General features: G+C 71.9%; 17 protein-coding genes. 10 read left to right on the top strand and 7 right to left on the bottom strand.

What is annotated here, in order from left to right:
- Nucleotides 1-8 precede the first annotated feature (8 nt).
- Together sdhD and sdhC are read right to left on the bottom strand one after the other, a co-directional pair.
- Nucleotides 9-467, bottom strand: coding sequence for a succinate dehydrogenase, hydrophobic membrane anchor protein (gene sdhD, locus ASD19_RS07390; RefSeq protein WP_055990428.1), 459 nt, complete (start codon nt 465-467; stop codon nt 9-11).
- On the bottom strand, nt 467-901 hold the full coding sequence (gene sdhC / locus ASD19_RS07385) for a succinate dehydrogenase, cytochrome b556 subunit (protein WP_082543041.1): 435 nt from the start codon (nt 899-901) through the stop codon (nt 467-469). Before sdhC ends, sdhD begins: the two co-directional genes overlap by 1 nt.
- A 156-nt stretch (nt 902-1,057) precedes the next feature.
- Between sdhC and ASD19_RS07380 the strand changes: the two genes are divergently transcribed.
- The 9 genes from ASD19_RS07380 to ASD19_RS07340 all read left to right on the top strand — a co-directional run bounded on the left by ASD19_RS07380 (nt 1,058) and on the right by ASD19_RS07340 (nt 12,140).
- Nucleotides 1,058-2,170, top strand: coding sequence for a mannose-1-phosphate guanylyltransferase (locus tag ASD19_RS07380; protein ID WP_055990688.1), 1,113 nt, complete (start codon nt 1,058-1,060; stop codon nt 2,168-2,170).
- A 183-nt stretch (nt 2,171-2,353) separates the two neighbouring features.
- Entirely contained in the window at nt 2,354-3,469 is a 1,116-nt protein-coding gene (locus ASD19_RS07375) for a BMP family lipoprotein (protein WP_442922525.1), read from the top strand.
- Between the two features lie 106 nt (nt 3,470-3,575).
- Complete coding sequence (locus ASD19_RS07370; protein WP_055990422.1) at nt 3,576-5,087, top strand: ABC transporter ATP-binding protein; 1,512 nt, start codon at nt 3,576-3,578, stop codon at nt 5,085-5,087.
- A complete protein-coding gene (locus ASD19_RS07365) occupies nt 5,084-6,352 on the top strand; it encodes an ABC transporter permease (protein ID WP_082543040.1) in 1,269 nt (422 codons plus the stop codon). The genes ASD19_RS07370 and ASD19_RS07365 overlap by 4 nt, the downstream gene beginning before the upstream one ends.
- Nucleotides 6,352-7,632 carry an ABC transporter permease gene (locus ASD19_RS07360; protein ID WP_055990419.1) on the top strand — a complete coding sequence of 427 codons (1,281 nt, stop codon included), beginning with the start codon at nt 6,352-6,354 and terminating at the stop codon, nt 7,630-7,632. Before ASD19_RS07365 ends, ASD19_RS07360 begins: the two co-directional genes overlap by 1 nt.
- 1 nt (nt 7,633) lies before the next feature.
- Nucleotides 7,634-8,056, top strand: a complete 423-nt coding sequence (locus ASD19_RS07355) for a cytidine deaminase (protein ID WP_055990416.1) — start codon at nt 7,634-7,636, stop codon at nt 8,054-8,056.
- On the top strand, nt 8,053-9,363 hold the full coding sequence (locus ASD19_RS07350) for a thymidine phosphorylase (protein WP_055990413.1): 1,311 nt from the start codon (nt 8,053-8,055) through the stop codon (nt 9,361-9,363). Before ASD19_RS07355 ends, ASD19_RS07350 begins: the two co-directional genes overlap by 4 nt.
- A gap of 43 nt (nt 9,364-9,406) precedes the next feature.
- On the top strand, nt 9,407-10,519 hold the full coding sequence (locus tag ASD19_RS07345; RefSeq protein ID WP_055990410.1) for an adenosine deaminase: 1,113 nt from the start codon (nt 9,407-9,409) through the stop codon (nt 10,517-10,519).
- Nucleotides 10,520-10,748: 229 nt separating this feature from the next.
- Nucleotides 10,749-12,140: an MFS transporter gene (locus tag ASD19_RS07340; RefSeq protein WP_055990407.1), complete on the top strand. Its 1,392-nt coding sequence runs from the start codon at nt 10,749-10,751 to the stop codon at nt 12,138-12,140.
- A 69-nt stretch (nt 12,141-12,209) separates the two neighbouring features.
- On the opposite strand, the gene ASD19_RS07335 is transcribed toward ASD19_RS07340, so the two are convergent.
- Entirely contained in the window at nt 12,210-13,859 is a 1,650-nt protein-coding gene (locus tag ASD19_RS07335; protein ID WP_055990404.1) for a thiamine pyrophosphate-binding protein, read from the bottom strand.
- Between the two features lie 273 nt (nt 13,860-14,132).
- Here ASD19_RS07335 and ASD19_RS07330 point away from each other — a divergent pair, with 273 nt between their 5' ends.
- Nucleotides 14,133-16,052 (top strand): FAD-binding monooxygenase, encoded by a 1,920-nt coding sequence (locus ASD19_RS07330; protein ID WP_055990401.1) that lies wholly within the window; start codon nt 14,133-14,135, stop codon nt 16,050-16,052.
- 42 nt (nt 16,053-16,094) lie between these two features.
- Here ASD19_RS07330 and ASD19_RS07325 read toward each other — a convergent pair whose 3' ends face one another.
- The 4 genes from ASD19_RS07325 to ptsP all read right to left on the bottom strand — a co-directional run bounded on the left by ASD19_RS07325 (nt 16,095) and on the right by ptsP (nt 21,996).
- Nucleotides 16,095-16,844 (bottom strand): IclR family transcriptional regulator, encoded by a 750-nt coding sequence (locus ASD19_RS07325; protein WP_082543039.1) that lies wholly within the window; start codon nt 16,842-16,844, stop codon nt 16,095-16,097.
- A gap of 130 nt (nt 16,845-16,974) precedes the next feature.
- Nucleotides 16,975-18,129, bottom strand: coding sequence for a mannitol-1-phosphate 5-dehydrogenase (locus tag ASD19_RS07320; RefSeq protein WP_055990398.1), 1,155 nt, complete (start codon nt 18,127-18,129; stop codon nt 16,975-16,977).
- 4 nt (nt 18,130-18,133) lie between these two features.
- Nucleotides 18,134-20,272 (bottom strand): PTS sugar transporter subunit IIA, encoded by a 2,139-nt coding sequence (locus tag ASD19_RS07315; protein ID WP_055990396.1) that lies wholly within the window; start codon nt 20,270-20,272, stop codon nt 18,134-18,136.
- Nucleotides 20,273-20,313: 41 nt separating this feature from the next.
- On the bottom strand, nt 20,314-21,996 hold the full coding sequence (gene ptsP, locus ASD19_RS07310) for a phosphoenolpyruvate--protein phosphotransferase (protein ID WP_055990679.1): 1,683 nt from the start codon (nt 21,994-21,996) through the stop codon (nt 20,314-20,316).

The following is a 21,996-nucleotide window of genomic DNA, read 5'->3' as shown; positions in this document are numbered from 1 at the left end:
TTCTTCCGTCAGGCCTGCGCCTGGCACATGTCCCACAGCGTGCTGTCGGGCGTGACGCCCAGGCACGGGTCGAACGTGAACACCACGAGCGTGCCGAGCACGATCATCACGGCGGCGGCGATCCAGATGACCCACACCAGCGCCGAGCGGACCTTCGCGTTGTGCACGTAGTCGTTCACGATCGTGCGCATGCCGTTGGCGCCGTGGATGAACGCCAGCCACAGCATCAGGACGTCCCACCACTGCCAGAACGGCGAGGCGAACTTGCCGGCGACGAACGCGAAGTTCAGCGCGTGCACGCCGCCCTCGGGGGCGACGAGGTTCACGAAGAGGTGTCCGAAGATCAGCACGACCAGCAGCACGCCCGAGACGCGCATGTAGATCCAGCCCCACTTCTCGAGGTTCACGCCCTTGTTGCGGGGGGCGCTGTGCGGCGCGCGGGGCGCGGCCAGGGTGTCGGCGGTCATCAGTGGCCCCCTCCGATGTGCGAGAACGTGTTGATCAGCTGGCGGGGCACGAAGCCGGCCATCACGACGACCCAGACGGCGATGACGCCCCAGAAGAGCTGGCGCTGGTACTGCGCGCCGCGCGCCCAGAAGTCGACCAGGATGATGCGCAGGCCGTTGAAGGCGTGGAACGCGATCGCGCCGACGAGGGCGATCTCGCCGAGGCCCATGATGGGGTGCTTGTAGGTGCCGATGACCGCGTCGTACGCCTCGGGGGAGACCCGGATGAGCGCGGTGTCGAGCACGTGCACGAGCAGGAAGAAGAAGATGGCCACGCCGGTGATGCGGTGGAGCACCCAGGACCACATGCCCTCACGGCCGCGGTAGAGGGTGCCCCGGGGGACCCTCGAGGTGGTCTCCGCCACCGACAATGTCAGACGCGTAGGAGCGGACACGTCGTTCCTCCCTGATCGTTGCGAGGTCGTCGCCCGGATGGCGCGCGGGGCGGGCCGTAGGCACCCCAACTCTATTGCGGCGCGCGCGGTTCCGCGATGAAGGCGAACCTAACTCTCTCGACGTCGAGAGAAATGGGAACCGGTAGCGTGGAGCGCATGCCTGCCGAGATCGAGCACTTCTACGCCGTCATCCCCGCAGGGGGAGTCGGCTCGCGCCTGTGGCCCCTCTCGCGCGCCGAGGCGCCCAAGTTCCTGCATGACCTCACCGGGTCGGGAGTGTCGCTGCTGCGGAACACGTGGGACCGTCTGCTGCCGCTGACCGGACCGGACCGCATCGCGGTCGTCACGGGCAGCGCGCACGAGTCCCGCGTCGAGGAGGAGCTCCCCGAGATCCCGCTCGCGAACGTCTTCATCGAGGCGTCGCAGCGCGACTCCGCCGCCGCGATCGGCCTCGCCGCCGCCATCCTGGAGCAGCGCGAGCCCGGCGTGATCATCGGCTCCTTCGCCGCCGACCACCACATCACGCGGCAGCGCGCGTTCGAGTTCTCGGTGCAGCAGGCCGTCGCGGCCGCGCGCGCGGGCTACATCTGCACGATCGGCATCGCGCCGAGCGAGGCGTCGGTCGGCTTCGGCTACATCAAGAAGGGCGACGAGATCGACGTCGACGGCGCGCCGATGGCGGCCATCGTGGAGAGCTTCGTGGAGAAGCCCGACCTCGAGACCGCGCGCCGCTACTACGCGGACCGCAACTACCTGTGGAACGCGGGCATGTTCATCTCGCGGGCCGACGTCCTGCTGGAGGAGCTCGCCGCGAACGAGCCCGAGCTGCACGCCGGCCTGCTCGAGATCGCGCGGGCGTGGGACACCGACCGCCGCGCCGAGGTGTGCGACCGCGTCTGGCCCGGGCTGAAGAAGATCGCGATCGACTACGCGGTCGCCGAGCCGGCCGCGGCCAAGGGTCGCCTGGCGGTCATCCCCGGCCACTTCGACTGGGACGACGTGGGGGACTTCGCGAGCCTGGCGAAGCTCATCTCCGGCGGCCGGCCGGACACGATGTCGATCCTCGGTCAGAACGACAAGGTGCTGGTCGACGAGTCCACGGGGCTGGTCGTCTCGCAGACCAACCGCGTGATCGCGGTCGTCGGCGTCGAGGGGCTGATCGTGGTGGACACGGACGACGCCCTCCTCGTCACGACGAGCGAGCACGCGCAGCGCGTGAAGAGCGTCGTGGGCCGCCTGCACGAGGACGGACGCGACAGCGTCCTCTGACCGCGGACGCCGGCGTGAGCGCGCCGCGCGAGGCGGTTTTGTAACTATCGCGTTTCGGGGCCCTGCTCTGGGCGGAATGCTCGGTCGACGTTATGTAGCGTGAGCGTATCGCCCCGCGCCCATGCGGGGCCGCATAGCGCCCCCGCACATCCGGGGCCGACGTTCTTCATGGAGGACAGTGTGATCAGGACCACCCGGAAGGCCGCGCTCGCCGGCCTCGCGATCGCCGGCACGGCGATCCTGCTCGCCGGCTGCGGCGCGGCGCCCGAGGAGGAGACCCCCGGCGGCTCGGCCGCTCCGGAGCCCGCCGACGACTTCATCCCCTGCCTCATCTCGGACGAGGGTGGCTGGAACGACCGCTCCTTCAACCAGTCGGCCAAGGAGGGCATGGACCGCATCGCGGAGGAGCTCGGCGTCGAGGCCCAGGAGATGGAGTCGACCAGCGCGAACGACTACGCGCCGAACCTCGAGACGCTCGTCTCGAACGGCTGCTCGCTGATCATCTCCGTCGGCTTCAACCTGGCCGCGGCGACGGTCGAGTCGGCCACGGCGAACCCCGACGTGAACTACGCGATCATCGACGACTACGCGGACACCGACTTCGACGGCACCACCGACGCGCCGAACATCAAGCCGCTCGTCTTCAACACGGCCGAGGCCGCGTACCTGGGCGGCTACGCCGCGGCGGCGTGGTCGGCCGAGAGCGGTGTGAACAAGGTCGGCACCTTCGGCGGCATGCAGATCCCGTCGGTCGCCGTGTTCATGGACGGCTTCCAGCTCGGCGTCGAGAAGTACAACGAGGACAAGGGCGCCGCGGTCGAGGTCGTGGGCTGGGACGCCGAGGCGCAGAGCGGCTCGTTCACGGGCGGCTTCGAGGCCAACGACGTCGCGCGCCAGACCGCGCAGGGCATCCTCGACCAGGGCGTCGACGTGATCCTGCCCGTCGGCGGCCCCATCTACACCAGCGCCGCGGCCGCCATCCGCGACGGCGGCCAGGACGTGCTGCTCATGGGTGTGGACAGCGACCTCGCGGTCAAGGACCCGGACCTCGCGGACATCACGCTCGTGTCGATCATGAAGGCGATCGACCAGGCCGTGTACGACGCCACCAAGGCGGCCGCCGCGGGCGAGTTCGACCCGGCCCCCTACATCGGCACGCTGGAGAACGGCGGCGTCGCGCTGTCGAGCTTCCACGACTTCGAGGCCGAGCTGCCCGAGGGCACGCTCGACGAGATCGCCGCCCTGCAGGAGGCGATCATCGCCGGCGAGATCACGGTCGAGTCGGAGAACTCGCCGTAACCCTCAGCACGCCGCACGCGGGGCGATCGGACCTGGACGGTCCGGTCGCCCCGCGTCATGCGGCCGCTCCTCCACCTCGACAGACGCGCGCGATAGGGTGCCACACATGAAGCTCGAGCTCCGCGGGATCACGAAACGATTCGGCAGTCTCGTCGCCAACGACCACATCGATCTCACGGTCGAGCCCGGCCAGATCCATGCCCTCCTCGGGGAGAACGGCGCGGGCAAGTCGACGCTGATGAACGTGCTCTACGGCCTCTACCAGGCCGACGAGGGCGAGATCCTGCTCGACGACGTGCCGCAGCGATTCCGCGGGCCGGGCGACGCGATGGCCGCCGGCATCGGCATGGTGCACCAGCACTTCATGCTGGTCCCGGTCTTCACCGTCGCCGAGAACGTCGCGCTCGGTCACGAGCGCACCGGCGCGCTCGGCCGCCTCGACCTGGACGCCGCGCGCGAGCAGGTGCGCACGGTCGCCGACCGGTTCGGATTCCACGTCGACCCGGACGCGCTCGTGGAGGACCTGCCCGTGGGCGTCCAGCAGCGGGTCGAGATCATCAAGGCGCTCTCGCGCGACGCGAAGGTGCTCGTGTTCGACGAGCCGACGGCCGTGCTCACGCCGCAGGAGACCGACGAGCTCATGGCCATGATGCGCCAGCTGCGCGACGAGGGCACGGGCATCGTCTTCATCACCCACAAGCTGCGCGAGGTGCGCGAGGTCGCCGACAAGATCACCGTCATCCGCCGCGGCAAGGTCGTGGGGGAGGCGTCGCCGCAGTCGACGAACGCCGAGCTCGCCTCGCTCATGGTGGGTCGCGCGGTCGAGCTGACCGTGCACAAGGAGCCGGCGGCCCCCGCCACGACCGGCGGGCTCGAGGTCCGCGGCCTTCGCGTCGTCTCGCCCACGGGCGCGGTGCTCGTGGACGACGTCGACTTCGAGGTGCGGCCCGGCGAGATCCTCGCCATCGCGGGCGTGCAGGGCAACGGCCAGACCGAGCTCACCGAGGCGCTCGTGGGGCTGCAGGACCGGGTCGCCGGCTCGATCACGCTCGACGGTCGCGAGCTCGTGGGGCAGAGCGTGCGCTCGATCCTCGAGGCGGGCGTCGGCTTCGTGCCCGAGGACCGCAAGATCGACGGCCTGGTCGGCGGCATGTCGATCGCCGAGAACCTCATCCTCGACCGGTCGAGCGCTCCCGAGTTCGTCAAGGCCGGCACGCTTCAGCGCGGAGCGCTGGATCGCTTCGCGCGCGAGCGGATCGACGAGTTCGACATCCGCGCCCAGGGCCCCCTCACGCCGGCCGGCACCCTGTCCGGCGGCAACCAGCAGAAGGTCGTCGTCGCGCGCGAGATGAGCCGTGAGCTCAGCCTGCTGCTCGCGGCCCAGCCCACGCGCGGCGTGGACGTCGGGTCGATCGAGTTCATCCACGCCCGGATCGTCGCCGCGCGCGACGCGGGCGTGCCCGTGATCGTCGTGTCGACCGAGCTCGACGAGGTCGTCGCGCTCGCCGACCGGATCGCCGTGATGTACCGGGGCAGGATCGTCGGCATCGTCCCCGCCGACACCCCGCGCGACGTGCTGGGCCTCATGATGGCCGGCGCACAGGAGACCGCAGCATGACCGAGACCACGCCCGCGCCCCAGGCGCCGCGGCCGCACACGGCCCCGGCGGCACCCCCGCCGCGGGGGAGCGTCCTCCTGCGCGAGATCCTGAGGGGGAGCATCGTCACCACGGTGCTCGCTCTCGTCGCGGCGTTCGTGGTCGGCGGCGTGCTGATCGCGTTCACCGACGAGGACGTGGCCGCCGCGTCCGGCTACTTCTTCGCGCGCCCGGCGGACACCCTCTCGGCGGCGTGGAACGCCGTGGTCGCCGGCTACGACGCGCTGTTCCGTGGCGCGATCTACAACACGCGCGCGGACGACTTCCTCACGGGCATCCGCTCCCTGACCAACACGCTCGGCGCCGCCGCACCGCTGATCGCGGCCGGCCTCGGCGTCGCGGTCGCGTTCCGGGTCGGGCTGTTCAACATCGGCGCGCAGGGCCAGATCGTCTTCGGCGCCGCCTTCACCGCGCTGCTGACGTTCCAGCTCGATCTGCCGGCCGCCCTCCAGCTGCCGGTGACGCTCGCGGGCGGCCTGATCGGAGGCGCCATCTGGGCCGGCATCGCGGGCCTGCTGAAGGCCCGCACCGGCGCGCACGAGGTGATCCTCACGATCATGCTCAACTACGTCGGCGTGCTCCTGGTCGAGTGGATGGTCAGCACGCAGGGCGTCCTGCAGAAGGCCGGCACGACCCAGCCGATCACCGAGGCGACGCCGGCCGGCGCGGTCTTCCCCGACCTGCTCGGCCCGCGCTTCCCGAACCTGGACCTCGGCTTCGTGATCGTGGTGCTCGCCACCGTGTTCGTCTGGTGGCTGCTCGAGCACTCGGCGCTGGGGCTGCGGATGCGCGCCGTGGGCGAGAATCCGAGCGCCGCCCGCACCGCCGGCATCTCGGTGCCGCGCGTGTACGTCTACGCGATGCTGTTCGCGGGCGCGCTCGCGGGCCTCGCCGGCATGAACCAGATCCAGGGCGCGGTCACGACCGGCTTCAACTCCCACATCGACGCCGGCTTCGGCTTCGACGCCATCACGGTGGCGCTGCTCGGGCGCAGCCGCGCGTGGGGCACGTTCGCGGCGGGCCTGCTGTTCGGCGCGCTGAAGGCCGGCGCGTACCAGATGCAGGCGGCGGGCATCCCGATCGACTTCGTGCTGGTCGTGCAGGCGCTCGTCGTGCTGTTCGTCGCGGCCCCGCCGCTCGTGCGCACGATCTTCTTCCTGCCCAAGAGCGAGGCCGAGAAGAGCGCCAGGGCCAGGGCCAAGGCGGCGCGGAAGGCGGTGGCCTGATGACCACGACGGCGACCCTCGACCCGGAGGCCCCGGTCGTCCACCCCACGGTGCGGGTGCGTCACCCCAAGCCGGCGATCACGCTCGCGGTGGTGACCGTGCTGCTCGGCGCGCTGTTCCTGCTGGCGGGCCGAGACGGCGTCACGCGCTTCGGCCTGGGCGGGGGAGAGGCGCTCTCGCTCGGCGAGGTCTCGGTGCCCACGGCGCCGGCCGTGCTCACGAGCCTCGTGCTGCTCGCGGCCCTCACCGCGGTCGCGGTGTGGGACGTCTGGGCCTACCGGCGCACGCGCCTGTGGCTCACGCTCGCGTTCGGGCTGATCGCGCTGTTCGCGTTCCTGACCTGGTCCGGCGCCGGCGGCCTCGTGCCCGTCGTCAACCTGTTCGGCGGCGCGCTGTCCATCTCGGTGCCGATCGTGTTCGGCGCGCTGGGCGGCGTCATCGGCGAACGCGTGGGCGTGGTCAACGTGGCGATCGAGGGACAGCTGCTCCTCGGCGCGTTCTCCGCGGCCATCCTGGGCAGCGTCACCGGCAGCCCGTACGTCGGCCTGATCGGCGCCATGATCGGCGGCGTGCTGGTCGCGCTCGTGCTGGCGGCGTTCTCGATCAAGTACCTGGTCGATCAGGTGATCGTCGGCGTCGTGCTCAACGTGCTGGTCACGGGCCTCACGGGCTTCCTCTACGGCATCCTCCTCGTGCCCAACGAGCTCGTGCTCAACCGCCCCGCGACCTTCCCGCGCCTGCCGATCCCGGGCCTCGTGGAGATCCCGGTGCTCGGGCCCGTGCTGTTCAACCAGCCGTTCATCGTCTACCTGATGTACGCGACGGTCGCGCTCGTCGCCTGGGGTCTCTACCGCACCCGCTGGGGCCTGCGCCTGCGCGCGGTCGGCGAGCACCCGCAGGCCGCCGACACGGTCGGCATCAAGGTCAACCCCACGCGCTTCTGGAACGTGTGCCTCGCGGGCGTGATCGCGGGCGCGGGCGGCGCGTACTTCACGCTCGTGTCGGTGCCGCAGTTCGGCGAGGGCATGACGGCCGGCCTCGGCTTCATCGCGCTCGCGGCGGTCATCTTCGGTCGCTGGGACCCGATCCGCGCGGCCCTCGCGGCGCTGCTCTTCGGCTTCGCGACCAACCTCCAGAACCTGCTCACCGTGCTGGGATCGCCGATCCCCGGCCAGTTCATGCAGATGCTGCCCTACGTCGTCACGATCCTCGCGGTCGCGGGCTTCGTCGGGCAGTCGCGCGGGCCGGCCGCCGCGGGCAAGCCGTACATCAAGGGATGAGATGAGCGACGATCAGTTCCCCTCCGGGGACATCGACTGGGACGAGCTGCGCGCCGTCGCCACCGAGGCCATGGAGCACGCGTACGCGCCGTACTCGCGCTACAAGGTCGGGGCCGCGGCCCTCGTGTCGGACGGGCGCATCGTGTCGGGATGCAACGTCGAGAACGCCGCCTACGGCGTGGTGCTGTGCGCCGAGTGCGGTCTCGTGTCCGACCTGCACCGCACCGGCGGCGGCAAGCTCGTCGCGTTCGTGTGCGTGGACGCCCACGGCGCCACGATCATGCCGTGCGGCCGCTGCCGGCAGCTGCTCTCCGAGCATGCCGTCACCGGAATGCTTCTGGAGACGGTGTCCGGCATCCGCACGATCGACGAGGTGCTGCCCGACGCGTTCGGGCCCCGCGACCTCGAGGAGGCGAGCCGATGAGCGCGACCGAGAACGGCGCCGTCGAGCCCTTCGACGCGGTCGACGTCATCCGCGCGAAGCGCGACGGCGGGCGGGTCCCGGAGGACGCGCTGCGCTGGATGATCGACGCCTACACGCGCGACTACGTCGCCGACGCGCAGATGGCGGCCTTCGCGATGGCGGTGCTGCTCAACGGCATGGACCGCGACGAGATCCGCGTGATGACCGACGCGATGATCGCGTCGGGGGAGCGGATGAGCTTCGCGGGCCTCGGCAAGCCCACGGCCGACAAGCACTCGACCGGCGGCGTCGGGGACAAGATCACGCTGCCGCTCGCACCGCTGGTCGCCGCGTTCGGCGTCGCGGTGCCGCAGCTGTCCGGACGCGGCCTCGGTCACACGGGCGGCACGCTCGACAAGCTCGAGTCGATCCCCGGCTGGCGCGCGGCGCTGTCGAACGACGAGATGACCGCGCAGCTGCGCGACGTCGGCGCCGTGATCTGCGCGGCCGGGTCGGGGCTGGCGCCCGCCGACAAGCGCCTCTACGCGCTGCGCGACGTCACCGGCACGGTCGAGGCCATCCCGCTCATCGCCTCGAGCATCATGTCGAAGAAGATCGCCGAGGGTACGGATGCGCTCGTGCTCGACGTCAAGTTCGGCTCGGGCGCCTTCATGAAGGACTTCGACCGGGCGCGCGAGCTCGCGCGGACGATGGTCGAGCTGGGCACGGACTCCGGCGTGCGCACAACCGCGCTGCTCACGGACATGGACACTCCGCTCGGCCTCGCGATCGGCAACGCCAACGAGGTCCGCGAGTCGGTCGAGGTGCTCGCCGGCGGCGGTCCCGCGGACGTCGTGGAGCTCACGGTCGCGCTCGCCCGGGAGATGCTCGCGCTCGCGGGGCAACCCGACGCGGACGTCGAGGCCGCGCTGCGCGACGGCCGGGCCATGGACGCCTGGCGCCGGATGATCGAGGCCCAGGGCGGCGACCCGGACGCGCCCCTTCCCGTCCCGGCCGAGACGCACGTCGTCACGGCCCCGCGCGACGGCTATGTCACCCGCATGGACGCCTACGGCTTCGGCGTGGCCGCCTGGCGTCTCGGCGCCGGCCGCGCCCGCGCGGAGGACCCCGTGCTGCACGAGGCGGGCATCGACCTGCACGCCAAGCCCGGCGACCGCGTCGCCGCGGGCCAGCCGCTCTTCACGATCGGCGGACCCGACGACAGCCGCTTCGCCCGCGCGCTCGAGGTGCTCGAGGGGGCGTGGGAGATCGGCGACGCCGAGCCCGACAGGTCCCCGCTCGTGCGCGAGCGCATCACCGCGTCCTGACCCTCCGTCCGCCACCGGCATCACCGTCCTCGAGGAGCACCCCATGATCGATCCGTTCGGCGACGCCCGCGTGGAGGGTGTGTCGATCCGCAGTCTGCCCAAGGTGTCGCTGCACGACCACCTCGACGGCGGCCTGCGGCCCGACACGATCGTGGAGCTCGCGGACGCCGCCGGCGTCGACCTGCCCGAGACCGACCCGGCCCGCCTGGCATCGTGGTTCGCGCGGCAGAGCGATTCCGGGTCGCTCGAGAAGTACCTCGAGACCTTCGCGGTCACCACGGCCGTCATGCAGACCCGCGACGGCCTCACGCGCGTCGCCCGCGAGTTCGTCGAGGACCTCGCCGAGGACGGCGTGATCTACGGCGAGGTGCGCTGGGCGCCCGAGCAGCACCTCGCGGGCGGCCTCACGCTCGAGGAGGCGGTCGAGGCCGTGCAGGAGGGGATCGAGCAGGGCGAGGACGCCGCGGACGACGCCGGACGCAGCATCCGGGTCGGGCAGCTGCTCACCGCCATGCGGCAGAACGCCCGCTCGGCCGACATCGCCCGGCTCGCGGTGGACTTCCGCGACGAGGGCGTGGTCGGCTTCGACCTGGCCGGACCGGAGGACGGGTTCCCCGCCTCGGGGCACCGCGAGGCGATCGACATCGTCGCCCACGCGTTCCTGCCCACCACGATCCATGCGGGCGAGGGGGCGGGGCTCGACTCGATCCGTTCCGCGCTGATCGACGGGCGCGCGTTGCGGCTCGGTCACGGCGTGCGCCTGGCCGAGGATCTCGAGGTCGTCAGCCGCGAAGGCGAGGAGGTGCGGGTGCGCTTCGGCGACCTCGCGCGGTGGGTGCGGGACCGCGAGATCCCCCTCGAGCTGTCGCCCTCGTCGAACCTCCAGACGGGCGCGGTCGCGGCCTGGGGCAAGACGCTCGAGGACCACCCGTTCGACCTGCTCTACCAGCTCGGGTTCGCGGTCACGGTCAACACCGACAACCGCCTGATGAGCCGCACCTCGCTGACCCGGGAGCTGGCCCAGCTCGTCGCCGTGTTCGGCTACGGGCTCGACGACCTCGAGACCTTCCAGCTGAACGCGGCGGCCGGCGCGTTCCTACCCGTCGAGGACCGCGAGGAGCTCATCGAGCTCATCGGCGAGGGCTTCGGGTCCTGATCCTCACGCACCTCCCGCGGGATCGCGTCAAGGGGCGGCTGTCGCCGCGGACTTACTGACCGATCGATCGGTCACATTATGCTGGCCCTCCAGGGCTGTCGTGGTGTAGCGTCGCATCCGAATCGCCCGATTCCGTATGTGAACGTAGCGTTCCATATCCGAACAAGCGTTCCCCCCCCCGACCCCGGCGCGACGATGCGCCGGAGAATCTCGACCGAAGGAGGTCCTGATGTCTGCCCCAGACGCGTCCGGTCCGCTCACGCCGACCGGCACCATCTCCAGCTCCACCGACCGCCGCCGCGTGGCCTTCGCCACGGTCGTCGGCACCACCGTCGAGTGGTACGACTTCTTCATCTACGCGTTCGCCGCCGGTGTCGTGTTCGAGACGCTGTTCTTCGCGCCGTGGAAGGAGCTGTTCCCCGGCAGCGCCGCGATCATCTCGTTCGCCACCGTGGGCATCAGCTTCCTGTTCCGCCCGCTGGGCGCCTTCCTCGCCGGGCACTACGGCGACAAGTTCGGACGCCGTCCGGTCCTGATCGCGACCCTCGTGCTGATGGGTGCCGCCACGACGTTGATCGGCGTGCTTCCGACGTATGCGATGGCGGGCGTCATCGCGCCGATCATCCTCATCCTGCTCCGCATCCTGCAGGGCATCTCGGCGGGAGGCGAGTGGGGCGGCGCTGTCCTGATGGCCGTCGAGCACGCGCCCAAGCACCGCCGCGGCCTGATGGGCGCGATGCCGCAGATCGGCGTGCCCATCGGCCTCCTGCTCGCGAGCGGCATGAACCAGCTGATGACGCTCTTCTTCCCGGGTGACTCGTTCTTCGACTGGGGCTGGCGCATCCCGTTCCTGTTCAGCTTCGTGCTGATCCTCGTGGGCCACTACGTGCGTCGCCGCGTCGAGGAGAGCCCGGTGTTCCAGGAGATCGCCGAGCGCAAGGAGCAGGCGCGCGCCCCGATCAGCCTGCTGTTCCGTCGCTTCGCACCCCTGGTGATCCTGTGCGCGTTCGTGTTCGCGGCGAACAACGCCGTCGGCTACATGACGACGGGCGGCTTCATCCAGCGCTACGCGTCGAACCCCGAGGGTCCCGTCGGGCTGCCGCTGGGCGAGGTGCTCGGCGCCGTGACGCTGTCGTCGGTGACCTGGCTTATCGCGACCTTCATCGGCGGCTGGCTGAGCGACAAGATCGGCCGCAAGGTCACCTACACGATGGGCTGGATCTGGCTCGGCGTCGCGGTGCTGCTGGTGTTCCCGCTCGTGAACTCGGGCAGCGTGGCCCTGCTCGCGCTCGGCCTGATCCTGCTGACGATCGGCCTCGGCTTCTCGTACGGCCCGCAGTCGGCGTGGTACTCAGAGCTGTTCCCGGCCTCTGTCCGCTTCTCGGGCGTGTCGATCTCGTACGCGATCGGCGCCATCATCGGCGGCGCGTTCGCCCCGACCATCGCGCAGGCGATCGTGGCGGGCACCGGCTCGACCGACGGCGTGACGCTGTACCTGTTCCTCATGGTGGCGGCGAGCCTGACCGCGACCCTGCTGCTGCGCGACCGGCGCGGTCTTCCGCTCGGTCCCGAGCACGAGGACGAGCAGGCGCACGGCATGTACGTCTGGCACAAGCGCTGACGCAGCCCCGCGTCGACGTGAAGAGGCCGCCCCGGATCCGTCCGGGGCGGCCTCTCCGTCTCTGTGCTGTCAGGAGTTCACGCGGATGACCTCGTGCTGGTACGGCGCGATCACGTCACCCGAGATGCGCAGGTCGAGCAGCAGGAACGGGCGGGTGGCGACCGGCTCCGCGGCCCAGGTCGCGAGACGCTCGAGGTCGGCGAGGCGCTCCACCACGACCCCCTCGGCGCCGGCCGCGCGGCCGAGCGCCGCGAAGTCGACCTGAGGGATGCGCATCGGGCCCTCGTGCAGGCCCTTCAGGCCATAGAGGTTCACCTCGGCGCTGTAGGCCGCGTCGTTCCAGACCACGGCGATGCCGCGGCCGCGCGCGGCCCGCACCGCGGTCTCGAGGTCGGCCAGCGCCATCAGGCCCCCGCCGTCACCCGTGGTGAGCACCACGGTCGCCTCGGGGTCGGCCTGCACCGCGCCGGCCACGCTGGGCCAGCCCAGGCCGATCGACTGGAACGCCGTGCCGACCATCACCATCCGGCCCGGCGAGGCGACGTCCCAGAACATGTTCGCCCACGCGATGAAGTGCCCGCCGTCGCTCACCACGATCCGGTCGGCCGGGAGCAGCTCGCCGATGCGGGCCGCCGCCGCGCGGGGATCGAGCCGGCCGTCGGGTGCGAACTCGCCCTCGACGACCTGGCGCCGCAGCGGAGCGGCGTCGACGGAATCGCGCCACGATCCGCGGGCCGTGCGGAGCCGGGCGACGTCGTCCGCCAGGAGCTCTGCCACGGCCCGGGCGTCGCCCCGGATGTACTCGCCCACGCGCGGGTGCGTCGCGGTCGGCGCGATGTCGACCTGGATGAGCCGGGCCTCGGGCGTGAGCAGCTCGCCGAAGCGCATCGTGAACGGGCTCAGGCTGGCCCCGATCGCCACGACCACGTCGGCGCCGTGGATCAGATCCATCGCGCCAGGCGCGCCGAAGCCGCCGGTGACGCCGAGGTCGTGCTCGCCGTCCGGGAACACGCCGCGGCCAAGGGCGGTGGTCGCGGTCACGGCCCCGGCGGCGGCCGCGAGCCGACCGAGCGCGTCGGTGGCGCCCGCGAGCCAGGCGCCGCGTCCGGCGAGCAGCACGGGGCGCTCGGCGCCCGCGAGGGCCTCGGCGGCGCGGGTGATCGCGGCGCGCGCGTCCGCCGACGGCATCACGGGGCCGGGGAGGCGCGGCTCGGGCAGGGGCGGGATGGGGCCCGCGTCGAGCGTGGGGGTGTCGTAGGGGAGGGCGATCACGACCGGGGTGCGGTTGGCCAGCGCGTGCTCGATGGCGATCACCGTGGTCGCGGCCGCGTCGAGGCGGCCGACGGTATACGTGCGCACGCCGACGGCCGACGCGAGCGCGATCTGGTCGACGTCCCACGGGCGAGGGCCGTGCGTCGGCTGGTCTCCGACCACGAGCACGAGCGGGATGCGCGCCTGTGCCGACTCGGCGAGCGCGGTGAGCGTGTTGGTGAATCCCGCGCCGTACGTGGTCGTGGCGGCGGCGATCCGGCCCGAGACGCGGAAGTGCGCGTCGGCGGCGACGACCGCGCCGACCTCGTGACGCACGGCGGTGAAGGCGGCGCCGGTGTCGCGCAGCAGCGCGTCCAGCAGGTGGGCGTTGCCGTTGCCCATCAGGCCGAAGACCTGATCGAGGTGGCGCGAGAGCGCGGCGGCGACGTGTGCGGAGACGGTGGGCATGGCGAAGGCCTTTCGAGACGACGGTGTCTGAGAGAGACGGGTGGACTGCGGATTCCCGTATGTGTCTCGCCGTCGGCTTCGTGCCCCTTTTTCGAGCACCGGTCCTGGCGTGCGGCCAGTCCGGACTGTCACGATCCTAACCGGTTGCGCGGCACGCGTGTGCTCCGTAGAATCACTGTGATCGATAAGCGAACGCGCCGTTCGATTATCGAACGCCGAAGGTGGCGAGTCCGGCTCCACGACGACGCGGGGCCTCGAGAGGTAGGAGAGTCCGTGCAGTTCCACCACCATGGCTACGTGTCGGGAGACCCGCGGGTGCAGCCCGCCGAGGGCATCGGCCTGGATCGCGCTCCGGAGCTTCCCGACGAGATGGACGTGCTGATCGTCGGCGCCGGCCCGGCCGGCATGATCGCGGCCGCGCAGCTGGCCCAGTTCGGCGGCATCTCGACCCGCCTCATCGATCGCCGTCCGGGGCGGCTCGCGGTGGGTCAGGCCGACGGCATCCAGGCCCGCAGCGTCGAGACCTTCCAGGCGTTCGGCTTCGCCGACCGGATCACGGAGGAGGCCTATCGGATCACGGAGATGTGCTTCTGGAAGCCGGATCCCGAGAACCCGGCGAACATCGTGCGCGCGGCACGCACGCCCGACGACCCGCACGGCATGAGCGAGTTCCCGCACCTGATCGTCAACCAGGCGCGGGTCCTGGACTACTTCGCCGAGTATGCGCGCAACGCGCCGGGGCGCCTCGAGCCGGACTGGGGCTGGGAGTTCGTCGCGCTCCGCGTCGACGAGGACGGCGAGCACCCCGTCGAGGTGACCCTCCGCCGCGCCGAGGGCGCCGGCTCTTCGGCCGGCGTCGCCGAGGGCGAGGAGCGCACGGTGCGTGCGAAGTACGTGGTCGGCGCCGACGGCGCGCGCAGCCGCGTGCGCGAGTCGATCGGGCGCAAGCTGGTCGGCGACCAGGCGTTCCACGCCTGGGGCGTCATGGACGTGCTCGCCGAGACCGACTTCCCCGACATCCGCACCAAGTGCGCGATCCAGTCGCACGACGGCGGCAGCATCCTGCACATCCCGCGCGAGGGGAACCACCTGTTCCGGATGTACGTCGACCTCGGCGAGGTGCCCCACGACGACAACGGGCGCGTCCGCCAGACCTCCCAGGAGGAGGTCGAGGCCCGCGCCAACCGCATCCTGCACCCCTACACGCTCACCGTGAAGAACGTCGCGTGGCGCAGCGTGTACGAGGTCGGCCACCGCGTGACCGACAAGTTCGACGACGTGCCGGTCGGCGAGGACGGCGCCCGCACGCCGCGCGTCTTCATCGCCGGCGACGCGTGCCACACGCACTCCGCCAAGGCCGGCCAGGGCATGAACGTCTCGATGCAGGACGGGTGGAACATCGCCTGGAAGCTGGCGCACGTGCTCGAGGGCCGCGCGCCCGAGTCGCTGCTGGACACCTACTCGGCCGAGCGCCAGCAGGTCGCCGTGAACCTGATCGAGTTCGACAAGAAGTGGTCGACGCTCATGGCGGCCAAGCCCGAGGAGATGGAGGATCCGTCGGCGCTCGAGGACTTCTACATGAAGACCATCGAGTTCCCGGCCGGCTTCATGACCCAGTACGAGCCGTCGATGATCATCGACGGCGCGGCGCGCCAGGAGCTGGCGACCGGGTTCCCCGTCGGCAAGCGCTTCAAGTCGAACCCTGTCGTGCGCGTCTGCGACGCCAACCCCAAGCATCTCGGCCATCATCACCGCGCGGACGGCCGCTGGCGCATCTACGTGTTCGCCGACGCCGCCGCGGCCGGCGAGCCCTCGAAGACGACCGAGCTCGCGGAATGGCTGGCCTCGGCGCCGGATTCCCCCGTCGTCGCCTACACGCCGGAGGGCGCGGACGTCGACGCCTGGTTCGACGTCAAGGTGATCTACCAGCAGGACCACCCGCGGGTCGAGATGGACCGCGTCCCCGCGATCTTCCTGCCGAAGGTGGGGCCGTTCCAGGTCGTCGACTACGAGAAGGTCTACGCGGCCGATCCGGCCGACGACATCTTCGAGGCGCGCGGCATCAGCCGCGACGGCGCGATCGTGGTCGTCCGCCCGGACCACTACGTGGCCGACGTGCTTCCCCTCGACGCCACCGACGCGCTCGCGGCGTTCTTCGCGGGCGTGTTCGTGCCGCAGCGCGCGACCGTCTGATCGCGTCTCCCGGCGCCTCTGCTCGATCGAGAGGCGCCGGGCTCAGGCGCCGAGGGCGCGCGCGATGCCTGCCGCGGCGGCGTGCAGCCGTTCGGCGATCTCCGGCTCGGGCCGGGGCAGCGAGACGTGGATCGCCGCGACGGCCGCCAGCGGCTGGCCCGGCAGCACGAGCGGCACGGCGACCGACCACAGCGACGCCACGACCTCGTCGTGGCTGGTGGCGTAGCCGCGCTCGCGGCTGAGCTCGATCTCGGCGCGCAGCTGCGCCGGCGCGTCCGGCGGCCACGCGGTGTCCGCGAGCTCCATCAACAGCGCCTTGCCTGGCGCCCCGCGCGTGATCGGATGCCGGTGGCCGGGCTGGTACGACACCGCCACCGTGCGGCGCGGGGGAGTGCTCACGACCGTGATGCCCTCGTCCGACTCGAGCAGCACCAGCAGGCAGGTCATGCCGAGGTCGTCGGCCGCCTCGGCGAGCTCGGGGAGCGCGGCCTGCTGCAGATCGCGCGACACGCTGGCGGCGAGCGCCGCGAGGCCGGCGCCCAGCGACACCAGCCCGGAGCCGCCGCGGGACACGAGGCCGTGGTCCTCGAGCGTGCGCAGCAGCCGGTAGGCGACCGATCGATGGACCCCGAGCGACACCGCGAGCTCGTCGATCGACATGGCCCGATCCGCGGCCGCGAGCACCTCGAGCAGCCGGATGCCCCGGCTCAGGGTCTGGGAGCCGGCCTGCGCGCCCGCGCGCGCAGCGGGACGGGCTGTGTCGACGGCGACGGTCTCGGATGTCTCGCTCACGCGACCGATCCTAGCCGCCGCGTTCGATTATCGAACCGAAATTTCGACTATTTTCTCGGACCCGCGGAGACGGACGGACCCCGCGGAATCCGGTGTCGCCACCGGGGCCCGCGGGGTCCTGCGCCTCTGATCAGCGCTGCGCCGACTGCGCCTCCGCGACCACGGCCGCGAACCGCGCGAACAGCGGGTGCTGGGGCTCCAGGCCCGTCACGTGCGCGGTGAACGCGTTCGGATCGAGCTCCGCCAGGAGGCGGCGGAGCTCGACCGACTGCTCGTCCTCGGGGTCGTAGAACACGAGCGCGGCGCCCATGGCGGCCAGCAGGCCGTCCACCGGGAGCCCCCGCTCGACCGCCTCCGCCGCCGGGCCCACGAACCGCTCGTGGCGCGACAGCTTGCGCAGCGGCTGGCGGCCGACACGCCGCACCGTGTCGGGCAGGGCCGGGTTGCGGAAGCGGCCGAGGATCGTGGCGCGATACTCGGCGAGCTCCGCGGGGTCGAAGCCGTGCTTGGCGACGAGGATCCCCGAGGTCTCCTCGAGCGCCCGGGCGACACCCGCGGCCACGGTCTCGTCCGCGAGCGCGTCCGAGATCTTCTCGAGCCCCGCGCGCGCTCCCAGGTAGGCGGCGGTCGCGTGGCCCGTGTTGACCGTGAACAGCTTGCGCTCGATGTAGGGCGCCAGGTCGTCGACGAAGTGCGCGCCCGGGATGGACGGGGGAGCGTCGCCGAACGGGTGACGCTCGATCGCCCACTCGTAGAACGGCTCGACGGTCACGTCGATGCCCTGTCCCTCGGGCTGGCCCGGGACGATCCGGTCGACGGCCGTGTTCGCGAACACGGCGCGGCCGGCGAGCGCGTCCCATGCCTCGCCCGCGGCCTCCTGCATGTGCGCGCGCAGCGTGTCGGTCGCGCCGATCGCGTTCTCGCACGCCATGACCTGCAGGGGAGCGGCGTTGGGCTCGCGCAGCGCGAGGCCCGCGACGATGTGCGGCGCGATGAAGCGCAGCACGGTCGGCCCGACGGCGGTGGTGACGACGTCCGCCGTCGCCACCTCCGCCGCCACGCCGTCGGGGTCCGCGGCGCTGTCGATCGCGCGGAACCCGGTGACCACGCGATCCCGGCCGCCCTCGCCGACCTCGTGCACGGTGTACTCGTCGGCGGCGTTGATCGCATCGACCAGCGCGGTCGCCACGTCCGAGAACACCACCTCGTACCCGCCCTCGTGGAGCAGGAGCCCCACGAATCCGCGTCCGATGTTGCCCGCGCCGAAGTGAACGGCCTTCGCCATGTGATCAGTCCTCGTTCACCGTCTTGAAGAGCTCGTAGAGCTCCTCGGGGGTCTTCGCCGCCTTGAGCCGGGCGACCTGCTCGTCGTCCGAGAACAGCATCGCGACGTTCTGCAGGAGGCCCAGGTGCTCGTCGCCCTTGCCGGCGATGCCGACCACGAAGCGCACCTCGTCGCCGTCCCAGTCCACGCCGCCGTCGTAGCGGATGACCGTCAGGGCCGAGGCCAGGACCGCGTCCTTCGCGTCGTTGGTGCCGTGCGGGATCGCGAGCTCGTTGCCCATGTAGGTCGACACGGTCTGCTCGCGGGCGAGCATCGCGTCGTGGTACGCGCTCGTGACGGCGCCCGTCTGCTGCAGCAGGTCGGCAGCCTCGCGGATCGCCTCCTCACGCGAGACGGAGCCCTCGTGGATGCGCACGTTGCCGAGGCTCAGCACGCCCTCGTCGGGGCGGGCGGGGTCCTCGGGGAGCGGCTCCTCCTCGGCGGCCGCCGCGGCCGCACGGGCCTCGGCGCGCGTGGCGGGGGCGGGCGCGGTGCCGGCGACCCCGTCGGGCGCGGCCGGGACGGTCTCGGCCACCGGGTGCTCGGCCTTGACCTCGGCGGTGGCGCGCTGCGTCAGCAGCAGCTCCACGATCTCGTCGTAGCGCGGCGAGTTCATGAAGTTGTCCACCGAGACGTGCACGGCGCCAGGCTCCCGCTGCTTCGCGCGGTCGGTCAGCTGCGCCTGCGTGACGACGAGATCGGCGTTGCCGTCGAGCGCCGCGATCGCCTTGTTGGTGACGGTGACGTCGTCCAGGCCGGCCGCCTTGAACTTGCTGCGCAGCACGCTGGCGCCCATGGCGGACGAGCCCATGCCGGCGTCGCACGCGAACACGACGCGCTGAACCGCGTGGGCCGGCGCGCTGAGTGCACCGGTCGAGGCGCCCGCCAGCCCGCTGAGCGCGGCCGACGACTTGCCCTTGTTGGCCTGCGTCTGCGCCACGGCCGCGGCGAACTTGTCGCCGCCCGCGGCCTCCGCCGCGAGGTCGCGACGGCGGCTGGCCAGCAGGAACGCCGCGGTCACGAGGAACGTGACGGCGGCCGAGAGCACCACGGCCAGGATGACGCCGAGGTGGCTGCCCGGCGCGGTCTGGATCAGGATCGCGAAGATCGAGCCGGGGGACGCCGGGGCGACGAGACCCGAGCCGAACAGCACGTTCGTCAGCACGCCCGTGGCGCCGCCCGCGATGAGGCCCAGGATCAGGACCGGCTTGGCGAGCACGTAGGGGAAGTACACCTCGTGGATGCCGCCCAGGAACTGGATGATCCACGCGCCGGGCGCGGTGGCGCGCGCGGCGCCCACGCCGAACACCGTGATCGCGAGCAGCAGGCCCGCACCGGGTCCGGGGTTGGCCTCGACCATGAAGAGCAGGCTGCGGCCGAACTCCTGCGACTGCTCGGTGCCGATCGGAGTGAACACACCGTGGTTGATCGCGTTGTTGAGGAACAGCACCTTGGCGGGCTCGACGATGATGCTCGCGAGGGGGATGAGCCCGGTGTCGACGAGCCATCCGACCGCGTTTCCGAGGATCTCCGTGAGCCACTTCATGACCGGCGCAAGCCAGAAGAACGAGGCGAGTGCGGCGAAGAAGCCGACGAAGCCGGCAGAGAAGTTGTTGACCAGCATCTCGAAGCCGGCTCGGATCTTGCCGTCCCACAGCTTCTCGATCTGCTTCAGGATCTCGGCCGTGAGCGGTCCCGCGATCATCGCGCCGAGGAACATGATCGTCCCCTGGGCCCCGATGATGACGCCCATCGCCGCCACGGCGCCGACCACGCCGCCGCGGTGGCCGTACACGACGTTGCCGCCCGTGAAGGCGATCAGCAGCGGCAGCAGGTAGGTGATGATCGAGCCGACGAGACCGAGGTACTCGGTGCCGTCGGACGCCGTGCCGCCGCCGAGGATGGCGGAGTCGGCCCAGCGCCAGGCCTCGACGGGTCCCTCGCTGCCCATCCATCCGCTCGGGATGAACAGGGCCGTGATGAGACCCCAGGCGATGAACGCGGCGATGTTCGGCATGATCATGCCGGAGAGGAACGTGCCGAACTTCTGCACGCCCACACGGAGTGCGCCCGGCGACGTCGCCGCGGCTGCTGTGTCGGTCATGGTGACTCGTCTTTCTTCGGGTGTGTGATGAGGGGAAGGGGTCAGGAGGCGGGCTGCTCGGCCGCGGCACGGGCCGCGGCGCGTGCGCCGGCCGCGTCGTCGGCGTCGAGCGCCGCCGCGGCGATGCGCCGCGCGTCGTCGAGCGTGTACCTGCCGAGCGAGTAGCGGACGTCGGCCAGGGCGGCCGGCGCCATCGACAGCGTCGTGGCGCCGAGGCCCACGAGCACGACCGCCAGCAGCGGATCGGCCGCGGCCTCGCCGCAGATGCCGACCGGCTTGCCGTGCTTCGCGCCGGCCTCGCCGACCTGCGCGATGAGCCGCAGCACCGCGGGGTGCCACGGATCCTGCAGCGTCGCGACCGAGCCGAGCAGGCGATCCGCCGCCATCGTGTACTGCGTCAGGTCGTTCGTGCCGATCGACGCGAAGTCGGTGTGGGCGAGCGCGCGGTCGGCCATGAGCGCGATCGACGGCACCTCGACCATCACACCCGCGGTCTTCAGCCCCAGCTCGCGCGCGAGCCCGGTGAAGTACACGGCCTCCTCGACCGTGCCGACCATGGGCGCCATGACCCACAGGTCGGCGTCGGTCTCGGCGTCGGCCTGCGCGAGCGCGGTGAGCTGATCGCGCAGGATCTGCTCGTTCGCGCGCAGGGCGCGGATGCCGCGCAGGCCCAGGGCCGGGTTCTCCTCCTCGGCGTCGTTGAGGAACGGCAGCGGCTTGTCCGCGCCGGCGTCCAGAACGCGCACGACGACCTTCCTGCCCGCGAACGCGGTCAGCAGCGCGGCGTACTCGGCGCGCTGCGCCTCGATGCTCGGCGCCTCCTTCGAGCTCAGGAACAGGAACTCCGTGCGGAACAGGCCCACGCCCTCCGCGCCGAGCTCGAGCGCCTCGGCCGCGCCCTTGGGCGATCCGAGGTTGGCGAGCAGGGGCACCGCGGTGCCGTCGGCCAGCGCGCCGGGCGTGCACGGAGCGGCCTCCACCGCGGCGCGCTCGTCGACGCGGCGCTGCGCGTCGGCCAGCTGGTCGGCGGTCGGCGACGTCACGACGGCGCCGGCGGCGGCGTCGACGATCACCGTGTCGCCGTCCGCGAGGTCCGCGGCGCCGGCCGCGCCCACGACCGCGACGATGCCCTTCTCGCGCGCGAGGATCGCGGTGTGCGAGGTGGGGCCGCCCTCGGTCGTCACGAGCGCGAGCACGCGGTTCGGCGAAGCGGGGTCGAGGTCCAGCAGCGCGGTGTCGGCGGGGGCGAGGTCCTGCGCCACCAGCACGAACGGGTGGCCGGGCGAGGGGACGCCGGGGGCCGGCTCGCCGCGCAGGTGCGCGATCACGCGGGCCGCGACGTCGTCGAGGTCGGCCGCGCGCTCGCCGAGGTAACCGCCGACGGCCTCGAGCGTCGCCCGGAACTCCGCGAACGCGTCGTGCACCGCCCACTCCGCGGTCTTGCCGGCCGCGATGCGGGCGTCGACGGACTCCTCCAGCGTGGGGTCCTCGGCCATCATGGCCTGGGCCTCGAGCACGTCGCGGGCGATGCCCTCCGTCGTCTCGGCGCGGCGCGACAGCTCGGCCGCGACGGCGGCGACGGCCTCGCGCACGCGGGCGGTCTCCTCCTCGGGCGTGCGGTCGCTCGCGGCGTCCTTCGGCGCGGGGGCGCGCTCGGCCATGCGGGCCACGGGGCCCTGCGCGACGCCGAGCCCGATGCCGACGCCGGTGATCGTCTCGGTCAT

Origin of the sequence: Microbacterium sp. Root53, from assembly GCF_001426925.1 — a bacterium.
In the GTDB taxonomy this organism is placed as follows: Bacteria; Actinomycetota; Actinomycetes; order Actinomycetales; family Microbacteriaceae; genus Microbacterium.
Note: the sequence above shows the minus strand (reverse complement) of the source record. Positions and strands in the feature narration are given on the sequence as shown.